Origin of the sequence: Mucilaginibacter pocheonensis, from assembly GCF_031456535.1 — a bacterium.
Lineage (GTDB): Bacteria > Bacteroidota > Bacteroidia > Sphingobacteriales > Sphingobacteriaceae > Mucilaginibacter > Mucilaginibacter pocheonensis.
In genome coordinates, this window is sequence record NZ_JAVDUU010000002.1 from 204,094 (window position 1) to 225,729 (window position 21,636).

General features: G+C 42.3%; 17 protein-coding genes and 1 tRNA gene. 9 read left to right on the forward strand and 9 right to left on the reverse strand.

Annotated elements, in window-relative coordinates; all coding sequences use genetic code 11:
- Positions 1 to 15: 15 nt before the first annotated feature.
- Together J2W55_RS07710 and J2W55_RS07715 are read left to right on the forward strand one after the other, a co-directional pair.
- Entirely contained in the window at positions 16 to 1,407 is a 1,392-nt protein-coding gene (locus J2W55_RS07710; RefSeq protein WP_310093875.1) for a LutB/LldF family L-lactate oxidation iron-sulfur protein, read from the forward strand.
- Between the two features lie 23 nt (positions 1,408 to 1,430).
- Positions 1,431 to 1,976, forward strand: a complete 546-nt coding sequence (locus tag J2W55_RS07715; RefSeq protein ID WP_310093878.1) for a dihydrofolate reductase family protein — start codon at positions 1,431 to 1,433, stop codon at positions 1,974 to 1,976.
- A gap of 158 nt (positions 1,977 to 2,134) precedes the next feature.
- On the opposite strand, the gene J2W55_RS07720 is transcribed toward J2W55_RS07715, so the two are convergent.
- Positions 2,135 to 4,045, reverse strand: a complete 1,911-nt coding sequence (locus J2W55_RS07720) for a DUF4153 domain-containing protein (protein WP_310093882.1) — start codon at positions 4,043 to 4,045, stop codon at positions 2,135 to 2,137.
- 141 nt (positions 4,046 to 4,186) lie between these two features.
- Between J2W55_RS07720 and J2W55_RS07725 the strand changes: the two genes are divergently transcribed.
- Positions 4,187 to 5,170, forward strand: coding sequence for a pyruvate dehydrogenase complex E1 component subunit beta (locus J2W55_RS07725; protein ID WP_310093885.1), 984 nt, complete (start codon positions 4,187 to 4,189; stop codon positions 5,168 to 5,170).
- A 76-nt stretch (positions 5,171 to 5,246) separates the two neighbouring features.
- Entirely contained in the window at positions 5,247 to 5,465 is a 219-nt protein-coding gene (locus tag J2W55_RS07730; protein WP_310093888.1) for a zinc ribbon domain-containing protein YjdM, read from the forward strand.
- Positions 5,466 to 5,467: 2 nt separating this feature from the next.
- On the opposite strand, the gene J2W55_RS07735 is transcribed toward J2W55_RS07730, so the two are convergent.
- Positions 5,468 to 7,018, reverse strand: coding sequence for a tetratricopeptide repeat protein (locus tag J2W55_RS07735; RefSeq protein ID WP_310093891.1), 1,551 nt, complete (start codon positions 7,016 to 7,018; stop codon positions 5,468 to 5,470).
- Positions 7,019 to 7,192: 174 nt separating this feature from the next.
- On the opposite strand from J2W55_RS07735, the gene J2W55_RS07740 reads away from it, so the two are divergent.
- Positions 7,193 to 7,675: a hypothetical protein gene (locus J2W55_RS07740; protein WP_310093894.1), complete on the forward strand. Its 483-nt coding sequence runs from the start codon at positions 7,193 to 7,195 to the stop codon at positions 7,673 to 7,675.
- Between the two features lie 2 nt (positions 7,676 to 7,677).
- Here J2W55_RS07740 and J2W55_RS07745 read toward each other — a convergent pair whose 3' ends face one another.
- Positions 7,678 to 8,373 (reverse strand): sulfite oxidase-like oxidoreductase, encoded by a 696-nt coding sequence (locus J2W55_RS07745; RefSeq protein ID WP_310093896.1) that lies wholly within the window; start codon positions 8,371 to 8,373, stop codon positions 7,678 to 7,680.
- 243 nt (positions 8,374 to 8,616) lie between these two features.
- Complete coding sequence (locus J2W55_RS07750; RefSeq protein ID WP_310093899.1) at positions 8,617 to 9,270, reverse strand: metal-dependent transcriptional regulator; 654 nt, start codon at positions 9,268 to 9,270, stop codon at positions 8,617 to 8,619.
- A 124-nt stretch (positions 9,271 to 9,394) separates the two neighbouring features.
- Between J2W55_RS07750 and J2W55_RS07755 the strand changes: the two genes are divergently transcribed.
- Entirely contained in the window at positions 9,395 to 11,863 is a 2,469-nt protein-coding gene (locus J2W55_RS07755) for a TonB-dependent receptor (protein ID WP_310093902.1), read from the forward strand.
- A 204-nt stretch (positions 11,864 to 12,067) separates the two neighbouring features.
- Positions 12,068 to 12,802 carry an acyl-CoA desaturase gene (locus tag J2W55_RS07760; RefSeq protein ID WP_310093905.1) on the forward strand — a complete coding sequence of 245 codons (735 nt, stop codon included), beginning with the start codon at positions 12,068 to 12,070 and terminating at the stop codon, positions 12,800 to 12,802.
- A 405-nt stretch (positions 12,803 to 13,207) separates the two neighbouring features.
- Here J2W55_RS07760 and J2W55_RS07765 read toward each other — a convergent pair whose 3' ends face one another.
- From J2W55_RS07765 to J2W55_RS07775, 3 genes are all read right to left on the reverse strand, one after another.
- Positions 13,208 to 13,822, reverse strand: a complete 615-nt coding sequence (locus J2W55_RS07765; RefSeq protein WP_310093908.1) for a hypothetical protein — start codon at positions 13,820 to 13,822, stop codon at positions 13,208 to 13,210.
- 257 nt (positions 13,823 to 14,079) lie between these two features.
- Entirely contained in the window at positions 14,080 to 15,837 is a 1,758-nt protein-coding gene (locus J2W55_RS07770) for a S41 family peptidase (protein WP_310093911.1), read from the reverse strand.
- A gap of 52 nt (positions 15,838 to 15,889) precedes the next feature.
- Positions 15,890 to 16,105: a hypothetical protein gene (locus J2W55_RS07775; protein ID WP_310093914.1), complete on the reverse strand. Its 216-nt coding sequence runs from the start codon at positions 16,103 to 16,105 to the stop codon at positions 15,890 to 15,892.
- A gap of 190 nt (positions 16,106 to 16,295) precedes the next feature.
- On the opposite strand from J2W55_RS07775, the gene J2W55_RS07780 reads away from it, so the two are divergent.
- Entirely contained in the window at positions 16,296 to 16,877 is a 582-nt protein-coding gene (locus J2W55_RS07780) for a porin family protein (RefSeq protein WP_310093917.1), read from the forward strand.
- An 87-nt stretch (positions 16,878 to 16,964) separates the two neighbouring features.
- Here J2W55_RS07780 and J2W55_RS07785 read toward each other — a convergent pair whose 3' ends face one another.
- A complete protein-coding gene (locus J2W55_RS07785) occupies positions 16,965 to 20,384 on the reverse strand; it encodes a ThuA domain-containing protein (protein WP_310093919.1) in 3,420 nt (1,139 codons plus the stop codon).
- A gap of 487 nt (positions 20,385 to 20,871) precedes the next feature.
- Positions 20,872 to 20,983 (reverse strand) — tRNA-Asp (locus J2W55_RS07790).
- 151 nt (positions 20,984 to 21,134) lie between these two features.
- Between J2W55_RS07790 and J2W55_RS07795 the strand changes: the two genes are divergently transcribed.
- On the forward strand, positions 21,135 to 21,611 hold the full coding sequence (locus J2W55_RS07795; protein WP_076373882.1) for an Lrp/AsnC ligand binding domain-containing protein: 477 nt from the start codon (positions 21,135 to 21,137) through the stop codon (positions 21,609 to 21,611).
- The last annotated feature ends 25 nt before the right edge of the window (positions 21,612 to 21,636 follow it).

Genomic DNA, 21,636 nt, shown 5'->3' on the forward strand with positions numbered 1-21,636 from the left:
CTTATTTTCGCATATATGGGAAGCACTGCGGAAGAGTTTTTGGTAGCCTCTGAAGAGAAGGCATTTGATGTTGATCATCGTCGTATTATCAATAATAACATTGATAAATACAGCGTCTCGGTAGCACGTGGTCTTTCCCGTATCATTAATCTTGACAATGCCAAGCGCAAAGGGCATGTGATTAAATGGAAGGTGATGGAAAACCTGGATAAATTTTTACCGGAGTTTGAAGCCAATTTCCAAAAACGCGGAGGTAAAGTGATATGGGCCAATGATGCCGAAGAGGCCAATCGCGAAATATTGAACATCATCCAAAAAGCAAACGCAAAAACAGTTGTAAAATCAAAATCAATGGTTACGGAAGAAATTCATTTAAATGAGTTTCTGCAAAGCAACCAGGTAGAGTCATTGGAAACCGACCTGGGCGAATATATTGTACAGTTGCTGGGGCAAAAGCCTTACCATATTGTTACACCGGCCATGCACCTTAGTAAAGAGGATATTGCCAGGTTATTTCATGAGCGCTTTGGCACCCCTGTAGATGCCACACCGGAGCAGCTCACCTTAAAAGCCCGCGAATTACTGCGTGATAAATATTTACAGGCCGATGTGGGCATTACCGGCGCCAACTTTCTGCTGGCAGATACCGGCAGCATCGCCATCAGCGAAAATGAGGGCAATGCACGATTATGTACTACATTCCCTAAAATACATATTGCTATAGTTGGCATCGAAAAGCTCATTCCATCCATTACTGATCTCGACCTTTTCTGGCCCATGCTTTCAACACATGGTACAGGGCAAAACCTTACCGTATACAATACCATTTTAAGCGGCCCTCGCCAGCCTGATGAAACTGACGGCCCGGATGAAATGTACGTGATCCTGCTTGACAATGGCCGTACTAATCTGCTGGCTCAAAAAGAGCAACGGCAGGGCTTGTACTGTATTCGTTGCGGCGCTTGCTTAAATGCCTGTCCAATTTATAAAAATATTGGCGGCCACGCTTATAATACCACCTATAGTGGCCCAATTGGCTCCATCATTACTCCGCATGAACGCGGAATGGATGAATTTAAGCACCTGAGCTATGCGTCGAGCTTATGCGGCAGGTGTACCGAGGTTTGCCCGGTAAAAATTGATATTCACAAAATGCTGCTTCTCAACCGCCGCGACGCTGTAAATGAACATTTAGTTACTGCCAAAGAACGCTGGGGTTGGAACATCTGGAAAAAGGGGATGCTTAAACGCAAATTCATGGATTTTTTTGGTGGCAAAATGAAAAATTATCTCCTTAAAACTTTCTTTAAGAAATCATGGGGGCATTTGCGGGATATGCCAAACGTAGCCGAAAAATCATTTAGCAAACAATGGCAGGAAAAGTACCGCGTTGTTGACGAAGAATAATTGCCTTACTTATAAAATACATTATGCGGAAAATAATCCTGAACCTCGCTGTGAGCCTTGACGGCTATATTGAAGGACCAAATGGCGAATATGACTGGTGTTTTGCAGACCAGGATTATGGCATGACTGAATTTTTAAACAATTCCGACGCCATATTCATGGGTCGCAAAAGTTATGAAATGCTCATGAATGCCTATCCGGAAATGTTCGCGGCGCTAAAAATGTATGTGTTTTCAAATACCCTTACCCACGTCGAAGGGAATAACGAAATTATTACCAAAGATGATTTTAAGCAACGTGTTTATGAAATAAGGAACCAGCCGGGCGCCAATATATGGCTGTATGGTGGCGCCGAACTGGTATCGGCATTTATAGCTGAAAATCAAATCAATGAATTGTTATTGTCGGTACACCCAGTGATTTTGGGTGCTGGCAAACCGCTTTTTACCGGCATAAAAGAACGTACCGATCTGATACTCCTCAGCAGCGAACAATTCAGCAGCGGTTTGGTACAACTTAAATATACCCTCAAACCAAAGTTTGATATGGAGATGCTGAATGGCATGTAAAGATTTACCTCGTCATGCTGAATTTATTCCGGCATCCCCACAAGAAAGAATTGTGTTTAACTCTGCATGAGGGACCCTGAAACAAGTTTAATTATAGCGGGGTAATCTACTTCCTCCTCTATTGCCCGCGTCCTCGCAGGCAATAGCATTTACATCTGTCACTTTTGCTTAATCAAATACATAAACGTAATCGAAGTAACCTCTGGTTTCTTATTCTTCAACAAGCGAAAATTCATATTGCTGACCTCAAATTTAATTTCAAAATGTGGGGTTTTGCCTGTTAATGATACTGAATCAGCGGGTATCGAGTAGTTCCTTTGATAGTCATACTGCGCTGATTTTTGACGATAGGTTTCCAATTTTTTGGGATCGGCTATTAATTTCTCGGCCAGTTCCTGTGTATTAAATTTTACTGTTTCGTTGTTTATCGTTAGCCTGCAGACTTCATTTGCAAGCGTAACATGCTGAATGATTAAACCGTTGATCTTATCGCTAACGGTATCGCCCATATTACCCGCGTTGAATATATAACCTACGTTAAACATCAGCTCATAACCTTTAATTTGCCTTGCGACTCCTATAGCATTAATCTGATAGGCCAGTTGTGTTTCAATACTGTCCTGGTATCCGGAGTAATATCTTTCAAATTTGTGCAGGCCAAGATAATTTTTAGCCCATTCAGACTTCTCATTTCGCAGTTCATAGCGTCCAACTAAGCCGTAGTCGCCTTTGCTTTTCAGTTTGCCCAATGAGTCGGCAACTGCGGTAAGGTTTTTATTAAAATAGGGTTGTAATGGCGTCAGGTCATAGTGCGATATAAAATATTCCAGATTGGCTACCGTGCGGCTGCCATCCTTATTACTTATTTTAGAACTGTCAACCGGCACAAGTTTGCCATTTTTAAAAGCATTATTCTTCTCAAAAAATTTAATAATGATCCGCCTTTGCGAATGCATGGAGACCGAAAACGCGCTCTGCGGGCCATATATAGCCAGCAGCGTTAATATGCTTAACGAAATCGGTACCAGCTTAATATTCTGCTTTTTAAACAGTAAAAAGTACACCGATATAAATAAAAGCCAGCAGGCCAGCAAAATTAAAAAGTACCGGAACTCAGTAATACCATATTTAAACACTCGTGCCCCAACGGCAACAAAGAGCAGGAACAGTAGCGGTATCAGCAAAAAATAAAAACTGCGGGCAAAGGTTTTTAGCCATTTGTTTTCGGCTTGTTCGCGTATGGGATATACCAGTAATAAGGAAAGGATACCAAATACCGCGTAACCCAATATCAGGTTTGACACCGAGCCTTTAGGTAAATTCCACGTGATCAGGATCTTAATTTCATAAGCCAGTAAAATGATCACATAAACGGTTGATAAAGGAATCAGGACATATTGTGTAAATATTTTTAATCCTTTCGGATAGCTTTGATCATCATCAAGCGAATGGGTTTCCACAGGTACGCCGGCCAAAAAGAATATTGTGGTAAACATCCCAACTACCCATATCCATAGAACAGCATAAGTATCCCACTCAAAATTAAAGTTGAATAAAAAATTGGTTGCCCCAATGGCAGCTGCCAGGCCCAGAAATAGCACAGCACCGTATAGTACACTGGTTAAAAACCGCAAAAACAAAGTTTTATTAAACTGCCAAAACCCCTGTAGCTGATCCTTACCTGTAAAAGCAGCAAATGCCACCAGTAAATGACCTGCCAAACTCATCAGGAAAAACCGGATATAATCTGCCTCGCGGGCTGAAGGATCAATAATAAATATGAGTGAGGCGGTAAAAATAGCCGCGATCAATTTAATAATACGCCGTTTACTTGTAGTGATCTTTATGCTTTGCGTAAACAATGTTGCTGATAAGCTGAGCAACAGGCCCAAATTTGCTATCATGATGAGCCTGACGCACCAGCCTTCATGAACACGATTCAAATGGCGCAACTCCACTTCGGTTGTTGCGGCGATAGTACCAGCAAGGGCAAATAAAACTTCAAAAGGATAACGTTTTATGGTGTTAGCGGCACCTTCGGCAAGGTTTTTTAACGATGGAAATTTCATTGTAACAAGGTTTATCTGCCCAATGTACTGTTTTTTGTAAAATATATACAGTAAAACCTTATCTGTACGGGGTTAAGGTTGCTTTTTACACATTAGTGTTTATATTTGCGGTCGCAAAAAACATCATTTTATATAAGTATAATGAGAGAATTACAATTCAGAGAAGCGCTAAGAGAGGCCATGGTCGAAGAAATGCGCAACGACGATAAAATATACCTGATGGGTGAAGAGGTTGCCGAATATAATGGTGCCTATAAAGTAAGTCAGGGTATGCTGGATGAGTTTGGTGCCAAACGCGTTATTGATACGCCCATTTCTGAATTAGGCTTTGCCGGTATAGGCATTGGCTCGGCCATGAATGGTTTACGCCCAATCATTGAGTTCATGACCTTTAACTTCTCGTTAGTAGCTATTGACCAGATCATCAACGGCGCAGCCAAGATCATGTCAATGAGCGGAGGCCAGTTCTCGGTTCCTATTGTTTTCCGCGGTCCAACCGGTAACGCGGGTATGTTAAGCTCTCAGCACAGCCAGTGTTTTGAAAACTGGTACGCCAACTGCCCTGGTTTGAAGGTGGTTGTACCGTCTAACCCGTATGATGCTAAAGGGTTATTAAAATCGGCTATACTTGATCCTGATCCGGTTATTTTCATGGAGTCTGAATTGATGTATGGTGATAAAGGCGAAGTTCCTGAAGATACCTACTATATACCCCTGGGTAAAGCAAAAGTTGTTAAACAAGGTACTGATGTTACTTTAGTTGGCTTTGGCAAGATCATGAAAGTGGTTATTGCAGCTGCCGCCGAACTGGAAAAAGAAGGTATACACGCCGAAGTGATTGATTTACGCACTGTACGCCCTATTGATTATGCAACAGTTATTGAATCGGTAAAAAAAACAAACCGTTTGGTAATTATAGAAGAAAGCTGGCCTTTAGGTTCAATTGCTACCGAGGTTGCCTTTAAGGTTCAAAAAGACGCGTTTGATTATCTTGACGCTCCTATACAACGCATTATGGGTGGTGATGTTCCATTGCCTTACGCACCAACCTTGATACAGGAATACTTGCCAAATCCTGAAAGAGTTATTAAAGCGGTTAAAAACGTAATGTACGTTACCAAATAATAACGCTAAACAGCTATTATACAAAGCCTGCTCTTGTGGCAGGCTTTTTTGTTACCCCAAATTTAAAAAGACAGCAATGGAACAATCAAATGTTAAAGACAGCAACGGCAATATCCTAAATGACGGAGACTCGGTTACCCTCATTAAAAGCCTTAAAGTTAAAGGCGGCGGTGTTACACTTAAACAAGGTACCCTGGTAAAAAAGATTCGCCTCACCGACAACGACGAGGAGGTTGATTGCAAGATAGACGGTATGAGCATTGTGCTTAAAACCGCATTTTTAAAGAAAAGATAATATTATTTTGAATCACCACTCGCCATGAGTGCTATATAATCAGGCGTTTTACGGATGTTATCAAAATCTTCATCATTTGCAGCGAATTTTTTTGAGTAACCAGAGTCGATAGCCTTTTTCAAATAGATGTTAGCTTCGTCGGGCTTATTCATGATGGAAAACATACAGGCAATATTATAGTAATGGTTCAGCACATCGTCGGCGCTAACCGTTTTTAAGACCTGCTCCTGTAATTTCTGCATTGCCAGTTCTGTATTGCCAATATAAAACTGCGAAAATATATAGCCTACAGTGGCTTTAGAAGTATCAAGCGATATTACCTTGTTAAAATCCAGCAGGGCCTTATCTTTATTAACAATTCTTTTCAGATAAACTTTCCCTCTTGTAAAATAAGGATTAGCATTGGCGGGATAAAAAGCAATGGCGGTATCGCATTCATCAATAACCTGCTGATTTTGATTAAGTATATAAAAGTTGGCAGCTTTTTCACTGTGCAGAGCTGCAAGAATCCTTTTATTGTCTTTATAAAAATCCATTGCTTTGGTAAAATCGTCAATGGCCTTTTTGCTTTCACCCGTCTGGCTATAAATGCCACCCCTGCTCCAGTAAAAATAGCCATTCTGCGGATTCCGCTCAATGGCTTTGCTCACATACTCAAGCGCCTTTGGAGCCTGGTGCAATGCCATTGCGTTAATAGCCATGTTGTTATATAAAATAGCCTCGTTATTTTTATCGTTTTGGTAATATGATATGGCCGAGGTAAAATCATTAATTGCCAGCTGGTAATCACTATTATACTGATAAGTGAGCCCCCTTTCCCAGTAAATATCACGGCTTCCAGGGTTTAGCTGCGAGGCTGTATTAAAATCATTTATAGCTTCTTTATATTTCTTTAAACGCCGTTCATTTACCGCACGGTTCTCATATAACATTGCCAGGTCCTTACGGTCCTCTTGATTATAAAACATGGCGGTTGTATAATCGTCAATAGCAAGTTGGTATTGGTGGTTATTATTATAAGCAATACCTCTGTGCCAGTACGCATCGCCATTTTTATTATTTAAGGCTATAGCCTGCGAATGGTCGTCAATAGCCTTTTGGTATTGTTTAAGCTTTCGCTCATTAATGCCGCGGTTGTCGTAAAGAGTAGATAGATTATCCTTGTCATCTTTATAAAAAACCATGGTTTTGGTATAATCATTTATTGCCAGCTGATACTCTTTGCTCTTTCCATAAGCTAAGCCGCGGTTCCAATAGGCATCAGCATAATTCGGATTAGCTAAAATAGCGGCAGTTTCATCTTCTATTGCTTTTTTATATTGTTCAAGATCAATTTCTACCTGTGCACGCTTATCCAATAATATGGCTAACTTCTGTTTGTTTTGTTCACTAATACTGATTGCTTTGGTGTAACTATCAATCGCGCCCTTGTAATCTTTATTTTCGAAAAATGTGTCGCCCGTTTTTTGATAATCAATTTTAATTTGGCAAGTGGCATTATAGGATCCAACAATCAGGACAAGAATCAATAATGCAGGTAGCTTTCTTTTCATTCCAGGTTTAATTGTGATAAAGTAATTAGTAGTTCAATATAAGCATTATCACTATTTTGAATGAAATTTTAGCTATCTATATCATCAAAATAAAATCAAATTTTAATAACTTACTGTGAGTAATCTATAGGTTTATATTAAATTAACTACTTTTAGACTCCTTAAAACATCAGCATGCAATACTTCAACCTAAAAGCAATAAAACCGGTATTCGTAGTAGTAATGATCTGCACTTTTTACAGCAGGTCCTATGCACAAACACAATCAGCACCAGCCGGGCCAGTTGTTACCGGGGTAACAACCTATATTGATAAATTTTTTAAAACCTACGAAAAAGAGGGAACTTCAAAAGCCATCATCAATATTTTTAAGACTAACCCACTGGTTGATTCAACCAGTTTAAGAGGACTGATAGCCAAAATAGATACCACCCGGGGTTTAGTTGGCTTATACATAGGCAAGGAGCTTATTGTTCAGCGTAAAGCATCAAACAGTCTGGTATTATATAGCTACCTGGTAAAGCATCAGAACCAGCCGGTAAGGTTTACATTTATGTTTTACAAACCCAAAAACGAGTGGGTGATATACCGCCTGTACTTTGACGACCAGGTTGATAATGAACTGGAAGAATCGGCAAAAATAAACGGTAAACCATAAGGTTAATCGCTGTATCGGTCGTTACGCCACGGGTAAGCAGTATTTGAGTAACCCCGGTCTTCCCAAAAGCCCAATTTGTTTTCGGTTAAAAATTCGATACGTTTTATCCATTTTGAGCCTTTCCAGGCATACAGCTGCGGAGTGATCATCCGTACAGGCCCACCGTGTTCTTTTGGCAATGGTTGCCCCTCAAAAGTATGCACCAGCAACACATCGGGCTTTAAAGCTTCTTCAAGCGACAGATTGGTGCTGTAAGTATCATAACCATAGCACATGACATGGGTGGCGCTTTCTTTAGGATGTACCAAAGCAGCCAAATCAAGCAGGCTTACGCCTTTCCACGGCATATCCAATTTTGACCATGTGGTAACGCAGTGAAAATCAGAAGTATCCTTTGTTTGCGGCAAATCCATAAACTCTTTCCAGGTAAGCCTTACCGGGTTCTCCACTGCTCCGTCAATGGTGAGCCGCCAGCGCTCAGTAGGTATTTCGGGCTGATATCCCAGATCAAGTACCGGCCATTTAGTGGTAATTGTTTGTCCTATCGGAACGGATGGCATACCATGCCGATTGATCTTTCCTGATCCGCGCGGCGCATCGTCAGCAACCGATGGGGTTAGCCTTATCTTTTCCTCAAAGCGCGCCTTTAGCTTCATCCGGGCCTCAATAATGCGGTTAAGTTTTTCTGATTCTTCCATGGTTGTGGGGTTTGCTAATAAAGTTAAGAAAAAAATCCACTGGCCAAACGCATCATCGAACCTGTGTCAGACCTGTGTTTTCCCCGACCGAACCGTATTGCTATAAAATGCATTTACACGCATATTTATATGTGTTTTATGCATCAAAACCGATGTGAAGATTAAAATAAACATCAATTTTAACAAATTTACTGTCTATTTTGATCCATAAAACGCAATAACCGGTTTCGGCTTGAGTTTGGGTTAATCAACCAAAATATTTTCACCAAATTTTTGCGATACGGTGGTACTCGCCCGTCCGCTGATGCTGATCACTAAGGAATTGTCAAATGATATTTTTTCGACCAATTGTATGCGGGTACCTATCCCTATATCCAGCTTTTGCAGGTATTGCAAAAATGAGCTGCTGGTATCGCGCACCGCGGCAACACGGCAGTCGTCGCCAGCTTTAAGATCGGTTAGGGTTACAGAGTAAGGCTTGGGCACCTTGCCGTTGGCCTTAGGTATAGGGTCGCCATGCGGGTCGTATTCCGGGAAACCCAGGAATTTGTCAAGCCTGTCGGCCAGCGTAGCATTGTTGATGTGTTCAAGCTCCTCGGCAATATCATGTATCTCGTCCCAGTGGTACCCTAGCTTTTCCAATAAAAAAACCTCCCAAAGCCTGTGCCTGCGCACTATCAGCACGGCATCCTTTAAGCCTTGCGGGGTTAACTCTACGCCTTTCTTTTTATCGTAGGCTATCAGCTGTTTTTCGGTAAGCTTCCGTATCATGTCAACTACCGATGCCGGGTTGTTCCCTAACGACTCTGCAATAGCGGTAGGCGTTATTTTAAAGTTGGCTTGCTGGCCAAGCCGGTAAATAGACTTTAAATAATTTTCTTCTGATAATGTGTACATCCGCTGGTATGATTACACACAAACATAATTAAAAACATTCCGTTTATCATAAAATTAGATAAGACTAATTATTTTACTTTAATTAATCAAATTATTTAAATATGTTTGCACAAAATAACTTTATATGCGGTTGCTACTTTTGCTATTTATATTACTTATCTCCAACCAGTTAATTGCGCAAAATGGTGTTTTAAAGGGTCGTATCACCGCCAATGATGCCCCGTTGGCATACGCATCGGTAAATATTAAAGGTTTGGGGAAAGGGGCAAGCACTAACAGCAAAGGTTATTATGAGATAAAAAATATAGAGGCAGGCAGCTATGACATTATAGTTACCAGCATAGGCTACCAAGCCGAAACCATTAACGTTACCATTGAAAGCAATGCTCCGGTAGTTCATAATGTCAGTCTTAAAGAAAAACCTTCCAAGTTAAACGAGGTGGTGGTAACGGGGGTATCGCGTGCCACACAGCTGCGCAGCAACCCGGTGCCCATAACTGTAATTGGCAAAAAAGAAATTGAACAGCATGTAAATAACAATATTATTGATGCCATTATAAAAGGCGTACCCGGTGTAAGTGCTGTTACCACCGGGCCAAATATTTCAAAGCCCTTTATTCGCGGTTTGGGGTATAACCGGGTTTTAACCCTGTATGATGGCATACGCCAGGAAGGGCAGCAATGGGGCGACGAGCACGGCATTGAGATTGACCAGTATGGTATCGGTCGCGCCGAAGTTGTAAAAGGGCCTGCCAGCTTAACCTACGGTTCGGATGCCCTGGCCGGTGTGATTAACCTGATCCCCTACATTCCTGACGGCGACGACGGCAAACTGAACGGCGATGTAATAACAGATTATCATACTAACAACGGCATGATAGGTACTTCTGTGGGGTTATCGTACAAAAAAAACAACTGGAAGTATGCCTTCAGGGCTACTGCCAAAACCGCGCATGATTATCAAAATAAAATTGACGGACTGGTTTACAATACAGGTTTTCGCGAATTTAATTTATCTGGCATCGCCCGTGTAGATAAATCATGGGGCTATTCGCAAATTGGAGCTACGCTGTATGACAACCGGCAGGAAATACCCGATGGCAGCCGCGACTCACTTACCCGGCGGTTTACCAAACAAATATATGAAGCCGGTATTGACGATATTAAGAACCGCCCCATGGTTACCAACAGCGAACTTGACGCTTACGCTATTGCTCCATTACATCAGCGTATACAGCATTACCGTATATATACCACCAACTCATTTAAAACCGGCGATGGAAGCAGCATCAATACTTCGCTCGGTTTTCAGCAAAGTATCCGCAGGGAGTACAACCACCCTACCGTTCCTGAACAGGCTGGTTTATATGTGGTTTTAAATACCATTAACTACGATGTCCGTTATAATCTGCCGGCCTTTGGCGGTGTTGAAACTACCGCGGGCATCAATGGTATTTATCAAAGCAACCGCAGTAAAGCGGCTACTGACTTCCCTATACCTGATTATAACCTGTTTGACGCGGGCGGCTTCCTGTTTGCCAAAAAAAGCTCTGGCAAAATTGATATATCCGGCGGCGCCCGTTATGATAACAGGCACATTAGCTGGAGTAATTTTTACACAGGCACCAATACACAAACCGGTTTTGGCGAACAAAGGCACCTGCCTGATACTGCTGGCGCTAACTTGCAATTCCCGGCATTTAAACACACTTATCAGGGTTTTTCGGGCAGTTTGGGGCTTACCTATAACATCAGCGACCGCCTGCTGCTGAAAGCTAACATAGCACGTGGCTACCGCGCGCCAAACATTACCGAAATTGGATCAAACGGGCTTGACCCCGGCGCACATATTGTTTACCTTGGCAACCGTAGCTTTAACCCCGAATTTAGCTTACAACAGGATATTGGTTTTATTGCCTACCTGCGCGATATGGACCTGATAGCCGAAATATTTAACAACAACATTGACAACTATATTTACCAGGCAAAAGTTACCGATGCCAACGGCAATCCTGTGGTGATTGTACCAGGCAACAGCACTTACCAATACCAGCAATCAAAAGCAAGGCTTTATGGCGCCGAGCTTACGCTTAACCTGCACCCCCAAAATATTAAATGGCTGGCGCTTGACAATAGCGTGGCCTGGGTAACCGGGGTTAACAAAAACCAGCAACTGATAGCCCAATATGGCAATGCGGCCAAATATTTGCCTTTTATTCCGCCTTTGCATATCCGGTCGGCTTTAAAAATGAACTTGCCGGGCACTTACGGCATATTTACCAAAATAAATGCCCGCTTTGAGGCCGACGCCTACTCTAACCAAAACCATTTTTATGCCCTGGATAATACAGAAACATTTACCAAAGGCTATAACCTGTTTAATGCGGGCTTGGGTTTTACTATTAAACCCGTAAAAGCAACCCAGGCCTTTTATGAGTTTTTTGTACAAGGTGATAACTTGTTTGATACCGCGTATCAGGCCAATTTGAACCGCCTTAAATATTTTGAATATTATAAAAGCTCGCCTAACGGGCATACCGGCATCTATAACATGGGGCGCAACATCAGTTTTAAAGTGATCATACATTTTTAAGGACATGGAAAACACTATTAATGCAAACCGCGCCTTGCGCCGAACTACTAACCTACTCCAAAAAAAGATATTCTTTTAACACAAAGTGGTCTTTTTTACGTTAAATAGGCATCATTCCAAAACTGTGAAAACTTTATATGGGTTTTAATCGTATCTTTGGAAAGATTATAAATAACACGTTCATATTCTAATTATTTCAACTCAGTGGTTATCATCGTATTCTTCATAGCGCATTGGTTTTTGTCGCTATTTTTCCAAACGTTCTTCTTGCACAGGTATGCATCGCACAAAATGTTCACAACAAACAAGTTTTATGAAGGAACATTTTACCTGTTAACCTACATTTGTCAGGGTTCGTCGTTCTTAAACCCAAGGGCCTATGCCATTATGCACCGTGAGCACCATGCCTACAGTGATACAGAGAAAGACCCACACTCACCACATTTTTTTAAAGATGTTTTTCAGATGATGGTGTATACAGCCAAAAGCTACAGCCTTCATGTGCGGAAATTAAAAGACCCTGAAGAACGCTTTAAAGGCAATATCCCCGAATGGCGTTTGGTTGACTATATAGGCTCGTCAATGGTATCGCGTATTTCATTCGGTATACTGTATATTTTAATTTATGTGTTTTTTGCTACCCAGTGGTGGATGTACCTGCTTATACCGGTTCATTTTTTAATGGGGCCTATACACGGTGCTATTGTTAACTGGTGCGGTCATAAGTATGGCTATTCTAATTTCGACAACGGCGACAAATCAAAAAACACCACCCCATTTGACTTTTTAATGCTGGGCGAGCTGTTTCAGAACAATCATCACAAGCATCCCAATAAAGCCAATTTCGGCGCAAGATGGTTTGAGATCGACCCGGTTTACCCGGTAATGAAACTGATGCACTGGATGCGCATTATTAAACTAAGAAAAGCTTATTTGTAGGAGATCTCCTGCACCGGGTGGCAAACGCCCTTTATAATATTGAAGCGAAAAGTAAATTACTTTTCGCTTTTTTTGTTTGGTAGACTCACCCCGGCTACGCTCCGCTGGCCGACCCTCTCTACAGCTTCGCTGCAAAGAGGGTTGAGACGGTGTTTTTTTTTATTCTTTCCGTTCTGTTTTTCACCCAGGACGATGATATTATACTCGCTCTGTTATCCAACTATCCCTCATCCAATTTTCCCCACTCCCTCTTTGCGCCGAAGGCGGAGAGAGGTGGTCGAACATAGCGATGACCGGGTGAGTCTCCTACGCCCGTTATATCCGTGCCCAAAAAGATATGGCATATAACAAAACAGGCCTCCTTTTAAAGGAAGCCTGTTTTGTTATATTTTAAACTATAAAAGATTAGTGCCTGCCGTGACCATGACCACCACCGTGGTTATCATGACCGCCGCCGTGATTGCCGTGTCCGTAGCCGCCGCCATTACCCGGGCGTCCGTGACCGCCATTCCAATGACCGCCGCCGTGTCCGGGGTTACCATGGCCGTAATAATGATTGCCGCCGTAGTTACGCGGATGGTTGTAAGCATATCTGCGCGCATAATTACCTCTCCAGTAGTGAGCATATCTTGCATCGCGGCTATTGCGTATGATCACCTGGTCATGGCGGCCCCTGTAGCCGGCATATCGTGTTCTGTAGTAACCACCCCTTAACCACGGGTTACGCTCGTTAATAACTACTTTGTAGCCATTATACAGGTTGTAATTGCGGTAACGTACCGGCAAGTAGGTACGGTGCACCCATACATTGTTATCAAAGTATATGTAAGAATGTGTTGGTACATCATAATAGGTATCAATGTCAGGCATGTAATAATAATTCACATAATCATACCCCACAGGCCCCCATGCAGGCTGGCTGCCAATATTAACACCCAAACTTACACTTACCTGGGCACTTACGGTTTTTACGGTTAAGCAGCTTAACAATATTGCTGCTGATAAAATGAGCTTTTTCATTAGAAAGTTTTTTAGTGTTGATAAAGTTATCATGGTAGTTTTTATTGTCTTGTTAGCAGGCCATGATCGCTCCATTTATAACGTTGTTTGCAGGTTTGACACCTGTTTTTGTAAAAAGTTTAATATTTCCCCTCCTGCTCTAAAATTATGCCAATAAAAAAACAGGCCATCCGCCGTCGGATGGCCTGTTCTGCAATAATTACGATCGTCCGTTTCTGCGGTTTGGCGGCATAACACCTTACCAAACATGCAACTACTTATTGATCATCATCATCAGTATCTTTATCAGCAGCCTTTTTACCGGCCATAGCCAGCACAGGTTTGCCAATAACTTTATAATTGCCCTCGCCTTTTAGTATAGATGCCAGCTGAACTTTATCCTGCATGGTTTTTATAGCCTGGGCAAGCTCTTTATCATATTTAAAGTTGGTTTCATAGCGGCCGCGCTCAAAGTAGTAGCGTGAAGCTATTTCGTTTTCAAGAACCTGCTTTACTTCGGGCTTATGCTGTTGCAGGTCGTTCTTTTTACTAAGCAGCAGCTTTGATTTCAGCACATCATATTCGCCTTTAATATCATTAAACTGCTTTTCTTTAGTAGCCTCAGTTTTCAGGTTGTTCAGTAATTTTTCTGAAGAGGTGGTATAGCTGTAATTTTTATCAGCCAGGTATTTCACAAAATCATTATAATCGGCGTCAGACAAGCTGAACGATTTTGGATCAGAGATTTTGGCGTGCGTATCACGGTAAACGGTAGCATAATCAAATATCAGCAGTTTGCCTACCAGGGCCTGGGTCACGTTGGCAAATTTTTCCTGTTTAATATAAATATCCGGATAGATGCCGCTGCCGTCATAAACCGATCTGCCGTTTTTAGTCTTAAACTCATGTATAAGTGAGTCGGCAACTTTCACCACGCTGCCATCATCCTTACGATGGGTATAGTCAAGCGCCTGTATGCAACGGCCCGATGGCACGTAATATTTGGCGATGGTTATTTTAACCAGGCTATTATAAGGCAGGTTAAATGTTTGCTGAACCAGCCCCTTGCCGTAGCTGCGCTGCCCTATGATAATGGCACGGTCAAGATCCTGCAATGCGCCCGCAACAATTTCTGATGCCGAAGCCGAGTGACTGTTAACCAGTACAGTTAAGGGCAAATTAGGCTCAAGCGGGGTATTGAGTGTGCTGTAGCTAAAGTTTTTATCCTTGATCTTACCTTTTTGCGATACAATTTCAACATCCTTTTGCACAAACAGGTTCACTATTTTCACAGCTTCCTGTAATATGCCGCCGCCGTTTGAACGCAGATCAAGTATAATACCCGCGGGATTGTTCTTTTTTAAGGTCACTAACGCGTTGGTAACTTCACTGGCAGAGTTTTCCAGGAATTTATCGAGCTTAATATAGCCCATATTGCCATCAACCATCCCAAAATAAGATACGTTTGGCTGTTTAATTTCATCGCGTACCAGGCTTTTTTCAAGGGGTTGGGGCGTATTGTCGCGTTTAATGAGCAGTTTTATGGGGGCTCCTTTCGAGCCTTTGAGCAACTGGCTTACCTGGTCGTTATTTTTGCCGGTAAGATCAATATCATTGATCTTGAGGATCTGGTCGCCGGGGCGAATGTCTGCTTTTTGGGCCGGAAATCCTGCAAAAACATCCGAAACAAACACCTTTCCATTACGCGAAAAAATACTGGAGCCAATACCGCCATACTGCGTACTTACATAATGCAGCTTATAATCTTCAATTTCTGATTCGGGAACAAACTCGGTATAAGGATCAAGCCCGTCGAGCATGGCGTCAACACCGGTTTTTACCAGTTTTGCCGAGTTAATGTCATCAACATAATTGATATTTACCTCTTTGTATACTGATGCAAACACATCCAGGTTCTTTGATATCTGGAACAGGTCATCATTAAAAGCCATTACCCCGCCAGCCAGCAATGCGATACCGGCAAACAGCCCTATCTTTCTGTATCTTTTATTGATCACCATACCCTGTTTCATCATTAAGCCCATAAAAGTACAAAAAGCTTATTGATTTTTAAAAATACACGCTTATTTACAGCCTGTTATTATCAATATTTACCAGTGCTTTTTTTAAAGTGAACACCACATATTTCCTGTCGCGGTTTACCAGTTCCATTAGCCTGGTAATCAGGTTTTCTTCCTGGCCTTCTGTGTATTGTAACTGCTCGTCGGTTAACCGGTTATATTTCCGTTGAACCTTGATTTTTACACGCTCCCACTCTTTGTTTGTGATACTGATCTCAGCCATGATTTATTATTTTCAGCAAAAATATAAAAAATACACCACAGGCAACATTTAAAACTTTGGCGTGTCAATTGCATGGATAAGTATACGGTTTACTTATAAAACCCGTTTTATAAACTAACTAACTTAAAAAAGGCGCCGGTGTACATTTAATTTAATATATGTATTAAATGGCGCCGCTAACATCAAGATTATGAAAAAGTTTATTTTAAGTGCGGCATTACTGATAGCTGTAAGCATCGGGGCTAAAGCACAAGTTTCATTAGGTATCAAAGGTGGGGTCAATTTTTCAAAGATCAGCACTGATAATTTAAAAGAATCAACCCTTACGGGTTACCAGGCTGGTCTTTTTGCCCGTGTAGGCAATAGCCTTTATTTTCAGCCCGAGCTTTATTTAAGCAGTACAGGCGGTAAGTTTGAATCAAGTGATAACAACCAGGACTTTAGCGGAAAAGTGAGGTTCACTAACCTGAACGTTCCTTTGCTTATCGGTAAATCATTTGGCGAAAAGGACCTGAACTTCCGCATTATGGCCGGCCCGATTTATACTTACCAGCTGGATAGAAGTGAGAACTTTAGCGGTAATTTATCAGGTGCTTATGCTGATTTTGGCGACTATAAAAAAAGCACGTTGGGCTACCAGGTGGGAGCCGGTGTTGATATAAGCGCCATAACCGTTGATCTGCGTTATGAAGGCGGCCTTACCAAAGTGAACCAAAACTTTGGCCAGCGCCAAAACCTTTGGGCGCTTAGCGTTGGTTTTAAAATACTTTAAGAAAGTTAATAAACAACAACACTATTCATAAAAAAATCCCGGCAGTTGCTGCCGGGATTTTTTTATGAGAATTTACGCCAACCTTCTTTATTTGGCATTAAACTGTAAGCCTGTTACGCCCGCTACCATGGCGCCAGCTTTAACAGGTTTATAAATAAAGTACAGCTTATGCAGCTTGCCATCAGTTACCGGGTTGATCACCACGTGCGTAATACCTGCTTTTTGATCTTTTGCAGGTACAGGCATGCTTCCTTTACCTACCAGTTTACCATCGGGCGCGTCAATACGGGCCTCGAAATTAAGGCTGGTAGATGGCGGCGCCTGCCAGAAGCTGGTCATGTTTACTGACCGTACGCCGGTAAGGTCGATATTGTCCAGCCCGAACCAACCTTCGCCTTGAGGGATGATCAGCAGGTTAATGCCGTTATATTTAAACGCGGTAAAGCCGTTAACTTTCTCGGCGCCCGAGAATAAATAGTTGTTACTGCTTAATGTTGCAATGCCATGGCCGGTTAAAGCTTTAATGTTACTGCCGCCGTCATCGGTATATTTAGCCGACAAAACCAGTGTACTGGCTGGCTGTTTGCCAGGGTTAGGGATAATGGAGCCCGATGCCGGTAACGATTTCTTTTGCGCATTTTTGTCATCAAGCGACAGCACCCAGGTGATGATCTGGTCAACATCTCCCTTTTTAATAGATGGGTGGGCAGACATGGCCACTTCGCCCCAAACCCCGCTGCCGCCTTTTATTACCTTTTGGGTAAGCTTTGTCATGGCATTAGGGTCTTTTTTATACCGGGCAGATACTTCCGTAAATGAAGGCCCTATTGATTTGCCAACTTCTTTATGGCAGCTCTTGCAATCCATAGTAAGCATAATTGCTTTTCCGCTGTTTTCAGGTTCGGCCTGTTCCAGTTGTGATGCATCAGGCGCCTTCTTAAAGCCGTCAATATAATTAACTTCCACAAACAGGCGTTTCGGATCAATCTTAGGCGTATTTATACCATCTGTTACCGTTACCGTATAATTAATAGGTGTACCCGGCAAATAAAATGATTTGTTACCACCCGTTAATTTCACAGTTACCTGCGGCTGCTCATTCCCTGCATATATCCTTAACGGCATACTCTTATCAGTAGCGCCCTGGTTGTCTTTAGCCTCAAGCGTAATTTTGTAATCGCCGGGTTTGGTGTAGGTATAGTCCAGCTGCGGCACATCGGTTTGTTTGGTTTCGCCATTGCCCAGGTTCCAGGTATAAGAAATTTTATCGCCTTCGGGATCTTTGGCCTTAGCATTCAGTTTAACAGTAAATGGCAATTCGCCCGATGTTCTATCAACCTTTAAAGACAATATATCTGGTGGCCTGTTGCCTGCTATATAGTCAATCCGCGCCAAACCCGCGTCGGCATTCTTAGAGAACCAGCCGCTACCATATTCCAGCATGTAAAGCCGCCCGTCAGGACCTGCTTCCATATCGATCATGGAATTTACCTTCAGCTTGTTAAAAAATGGCTCCATCTTGTCAAAATCGCCATTCGGCAACATGGTAACCGCTTTTATCCACCCGCGCATCCAATCGTATATCAGCAGTTTGCCATCATAATATTCAGGGAAACGGGTTTCTTCAGGGAACATATCCGAATAATAAACCGGGCCAGCCATAGCATTCCTGCCACCGGTACCCACCTGCGGAAAATCAGCAGAAGGGCCATAAGGGTACCAGATAAACGCCGGGTTTGCAGGCGGCAGATCTGTTAAGCCTGTATTATTGCGCGAATTATTAACAACATGCTTAGGATCAAAGGCAGGGCCGAAGGCTCCTGTGGCGTAATTTAAAAGATGATAGGGCTTATTATCTGCTACAAAGTAAGGCCAGCCAAAATTGCCGGCTTTGCGCGCCTGGTTCACCTCATCATAACCCATTGGGCCGCGGGTATCCAAACTATCGTTATGTGCATCGGGCCCAACTTCGCCCCAGTATAGGTAACCTTTTTTCTGGTCTACGGATATCCGGTAAGGGTTCCTGTCGCCCATTACAAAAATTTCGGGGCGGGTTTTCGGGGTTCCTTTCGGAAAAAGGTTTCCTTCAGGAATATCATAAGTACCATCGTCCTTAACCTTGATACGCAGGATCTTACCGCGAAGGTCATTGGTGTTACCTGCCGACCGGCGTGCATCATATTGCAGGTGGCCGGGCCTGTCATCCATAGGCGCATAACCACTGGTGAGGTATTTTTGACCTTTTTCATCAAAAGGCGTGGAGTTATCGCCAGCCGAGAAAAACAACATTCTATCAGGGCCAAAGGCTATTGAACCACCTGTATGGCAGCATATTTCGCGCTGGGCTTTTACTTCCAGTATCACCTTTTCCGTTTTTTTGTCGAGCGTATCATTTACAAAAGTGAACCTCGATAAACGGTTAACCGAACTATCAGCCGGACTATAATAAATATATACCCAGTTGTTTTTTGCAAAATCCGGGTCTTTGGCTAATCCCAACATACCTTCCTCGGCATTTACGTTGGGCGTATGCAATGTTTTATAATACACATCAAAAAAACCAACCTGTTTTACTTTTTGCGTATCATGTTTATACAGCATGATCTCGCCCCGGCGCTGTAATACCAAAATATCCAGGTTTGGCAGAACGGTCATTTCCGTTGGCTCAAAAAACTCGCCGGTTACCAGCTGGGTCTTTTTAAACCTGTCTTCATCAGGCGGCAGCTGCGATTTAACCTTTGAATAATCAAGCTCTTTATTTTCGCCAATGGCATATTTAATGCCTGCCAGCAGCATTTTAAGGTAATTATCTTCTTTATATGATTCATCGGTATGGCCCATAGCTGTATAAAATGCACGGCCGCCATCAAAATCATGGTACCAGGTTGCCGGGTGCAGGCCCATCCGTTTACCACCCTTGTAACTATTTTCGTCAAGCGTTATAAGTACATGCACATCCGGAGCAAGCCCTTTTTTAAAGCTGTAAAACTCATCTGTGCGTTTCCACACCTTGGGTAAATGCTTTGTAGCATCATTGTTACCATCTATTACATTGTATGTACCCGGCTGCACGTTGGGGTTTTTATCATGAATGCCCGGGTGGTCATAAAACCACGCGCCAACCAAACGGCCATACCATCCCCAATCATATTCGGTATCGGCAGCAGCGTGTACCCCTACAAAACCGCCGCCAGCTTGTATAAAACGCTCAAAAGCGGCTTCCTGGCGATAATCAAGCACATCGCCCGTGGTGCTTAAAAAAATAACGGTTGAATATTTCTTCAGATTTTCCTCATTGAACATGTTCGCGTCTTTGGTGGTATCCACATCAAAGCCATTCTCGCTGCCCAGCTTCCGGATGGCAGCGATGCCAGCATCAATAGAGGCATGATGAAAGCCCATTGTTTTTGAAAAGACGAGCACACGTGGCTTGCCCGCGCGCTTTTTATTACAGGATATGGCTATGCAGCAGCAGGCCGCCATGAGCATTAGTACGATTTTTTTCATATATGTGCTAATTATAGATTGGTTTAATTGGGATTCAGGCTTTATTTACGCAATCGATTACGTAAATAAGTCACTCACCAAATTTATAATTAAATATTGAAGCGTCAAGGGCAATGTGTAAAAATGACACAGTAATATTTTCGATATAGTTCACTAAAGTATGGAAGGAAGGATGACAAAATTAGAGGTAACCATTAAAATGAACGCTGGTTTTCGGCCTATGAAATAAAAAAGCCTTAAAAACAGCAAAGCCCCTGATGGGCAGGGGCCTTTACTAACCAATTATAAACCTAAATTATGAGAAGAGCTGTAGGAGAAGGAGTCGAACCTTCACGAAGTGGTTATTCTTATTGCTAAGAGTTTCCCATAATCTTCGCCACCGCGACAAGGAGGTGTGTCTGCCAAAAATTTCACCATCCTACATTTTAGTATCAAGTTTGAGTTGTAAGTTTTGAGTTTGCAAAACTCACAATCTTAAACTTAATAGCTGTTGGGGAAGGATTCGAACCTTCACAGAGTGGTTAGCCCGCTTCGGGTTTTCCAGGATCTCCGCCACCGGGACAAGGAGGTGTGTCTGCCAAAAATTTCACCACCCAACATTGTTTTTTCTTTAAAGAACGATAGGCAATTGTCATTTGCTTGATACAAATTTAATAGACCTATCAATTCCTTGCAAATATTTCAACAAAAATATTTTATTTTTATTCAAATTTTAATTAAACTTGTATTTCAATATAGATATTCAAATTTATGTCCCACAGAAAAGCTCAAAATTTAGAAATTGATAATCTTGATATCCAGATTTTATCAATATTAATGAAAAATGCTACCACTCCGTACACTGAGATAGCTAAAGAGTTAATCGTTTCTGGCGGAACCATACACGTGAGGATGAAAAAGTTGGAGGAGATGGGTGTAATTAAAGGAGCCAGCCTGGAAGTAGATCCGCAGAAGTTAGGGTACGACATTACGGCCTTCCTGGGTATATATCTGGAAAAAGGCTCACAGTACAACGAAGCGGTTAAGCAGTTAAAAACAATAAAAGAAATTGTTGAGCTGCATTATACAACCGGCGAATGGAGTATTTTTGCCAAAATTGTATGTCACGATACCACCCACCTGCGCGAAGTTTTGAATGAGCAGATACAAGGTGTTAAAGGGATACAACGCACTGAAACCTTCATATCACTTGAAGAAAGCATCAGAAGGCAGATCACTTTGGAATAACATTTTACATTACAACGCTATAAAC

What these genes read in the sequence shown, in the direction of transcription:
- J2W55_RS07710 (WP_310093875.1), top strand. Translation starts at nt 16, where the DNA reads ATGGGAAGCACTGCGGAAGAGTTTTTGGTAGCCTCTGAAGAGAAGGCA.
- J2W55_RS07715 (WP_310093878.1), top strand. Translation starts at nt 1,431, where the DNA reads ATGCGGAAAATAATCCTGAACCTCGCTGTGAGCCTTGACGGCTATATT.
- J2W55_RS07720 (WP_310093882.1), bottom strand. Translation starts at nt 4,045, where the DNA reads ATGAAATTTCCATCGTTAAAAAACCTTGCCGAAGGTGCCGCTAACACC.
- J2W55_RS07725 (WP_310093885.1), top strand. Translation starts at nt 4,187, where the DNA reads ATGAGAGAATTACAATTCAGAGAAGCGCTAAGAGAGGCCATGGTCGAA.
- J2W55_RS07730 (WP_310093888.1), top strand. Translation starts at nt 5,247, where the DNA reads ATGGAACAATCAAATGTTAAAGACAGCAACGGCAATATCCTAAATGAC.
- J2W55_RS07735 (WP_310093891.1), bottom strand. Translation starts at nt 7,018, where the DNA reads ATGAAAAGAAAGCTACCTGCATTATTGATTCTTGTCCTGATTGTTGGA.
- J2W55_RS07740 (WP_310093894.1), top strand. Translation starts at nt 7,193, where the DNA reads ATGCAATACTTCAACCTAAAAGCAATAAAACCGGTATTCGTAGTAGTA.
- J2W55_RS07745 (WP_310093896.1), bottom strand. Translation starts at nt 8,373, where the DNA reads ATGGAAGAATCAGAAAAACTTAACCGCATTATTGAGGCCCGGATGAAG.
- J2W55_RS07750 (WP_310093899.1), bottom strand. Translation starts at nt 9,270, where the DNA reads ATGTACACATTATCAGAAGAAAATTATTTAAAGTCTATTTACCGGCTT.
- J2W55_RS07755 (WP_310093902.1), top strand. Translation starts at nt 9,395, where the DNA reads ATGCGGTTGCTACTTTTGCTATTTATATTACTTATCTCCAACCAGTTA.
- J2W55_RS07765 (WP_310093908.1), bottom strand. Translation starts at nt 13,822, where the DNA reads ATGAAAAAGCTCATTTTATCAGCAGCAATATTGTTAAGCTGCTTAACC.
- J2W55_RS07770 (WP_310093911.1), bottom strand. Translation starts at nt 15,837, where the DNA reads ATGATGAAACAGGGTATGGTGATCAATAAAAGATACAGAAAGATAGGG.
- J2W55_RS07775 (WP_310093914.1), bottom strand. Translation starts at nt 16,105, where the DNA reads ATGGCTGAGATCAGTATCACAAACAAAGAGTGGGAGCGTGTAAAAATC.
- J2W55_RS07780 (WP_310093917.1), top strand. Translation starts at nt 16,296, where the DNA reads ATGAAAAAGTTTATTTTAAGTGCGGCATTACTGATAGCTGTAAGCATC.
- J2W55_RS07785 (WP_310093919.1), bottom strand. Translation starts at nt 20,384, where the DNA reads ATGAAAAAAATCGTACTAATGCTCATGGCGGCCTGCTGCTGCATAGCC.
- J2W55_RS07795 (WP_076373882.1), top strand. Translation starts at nt 21,135, where the DNA reads ATGTCCCACAGAAAAGCTCAAAATTTAGAAATTGATAATCTTGATATC.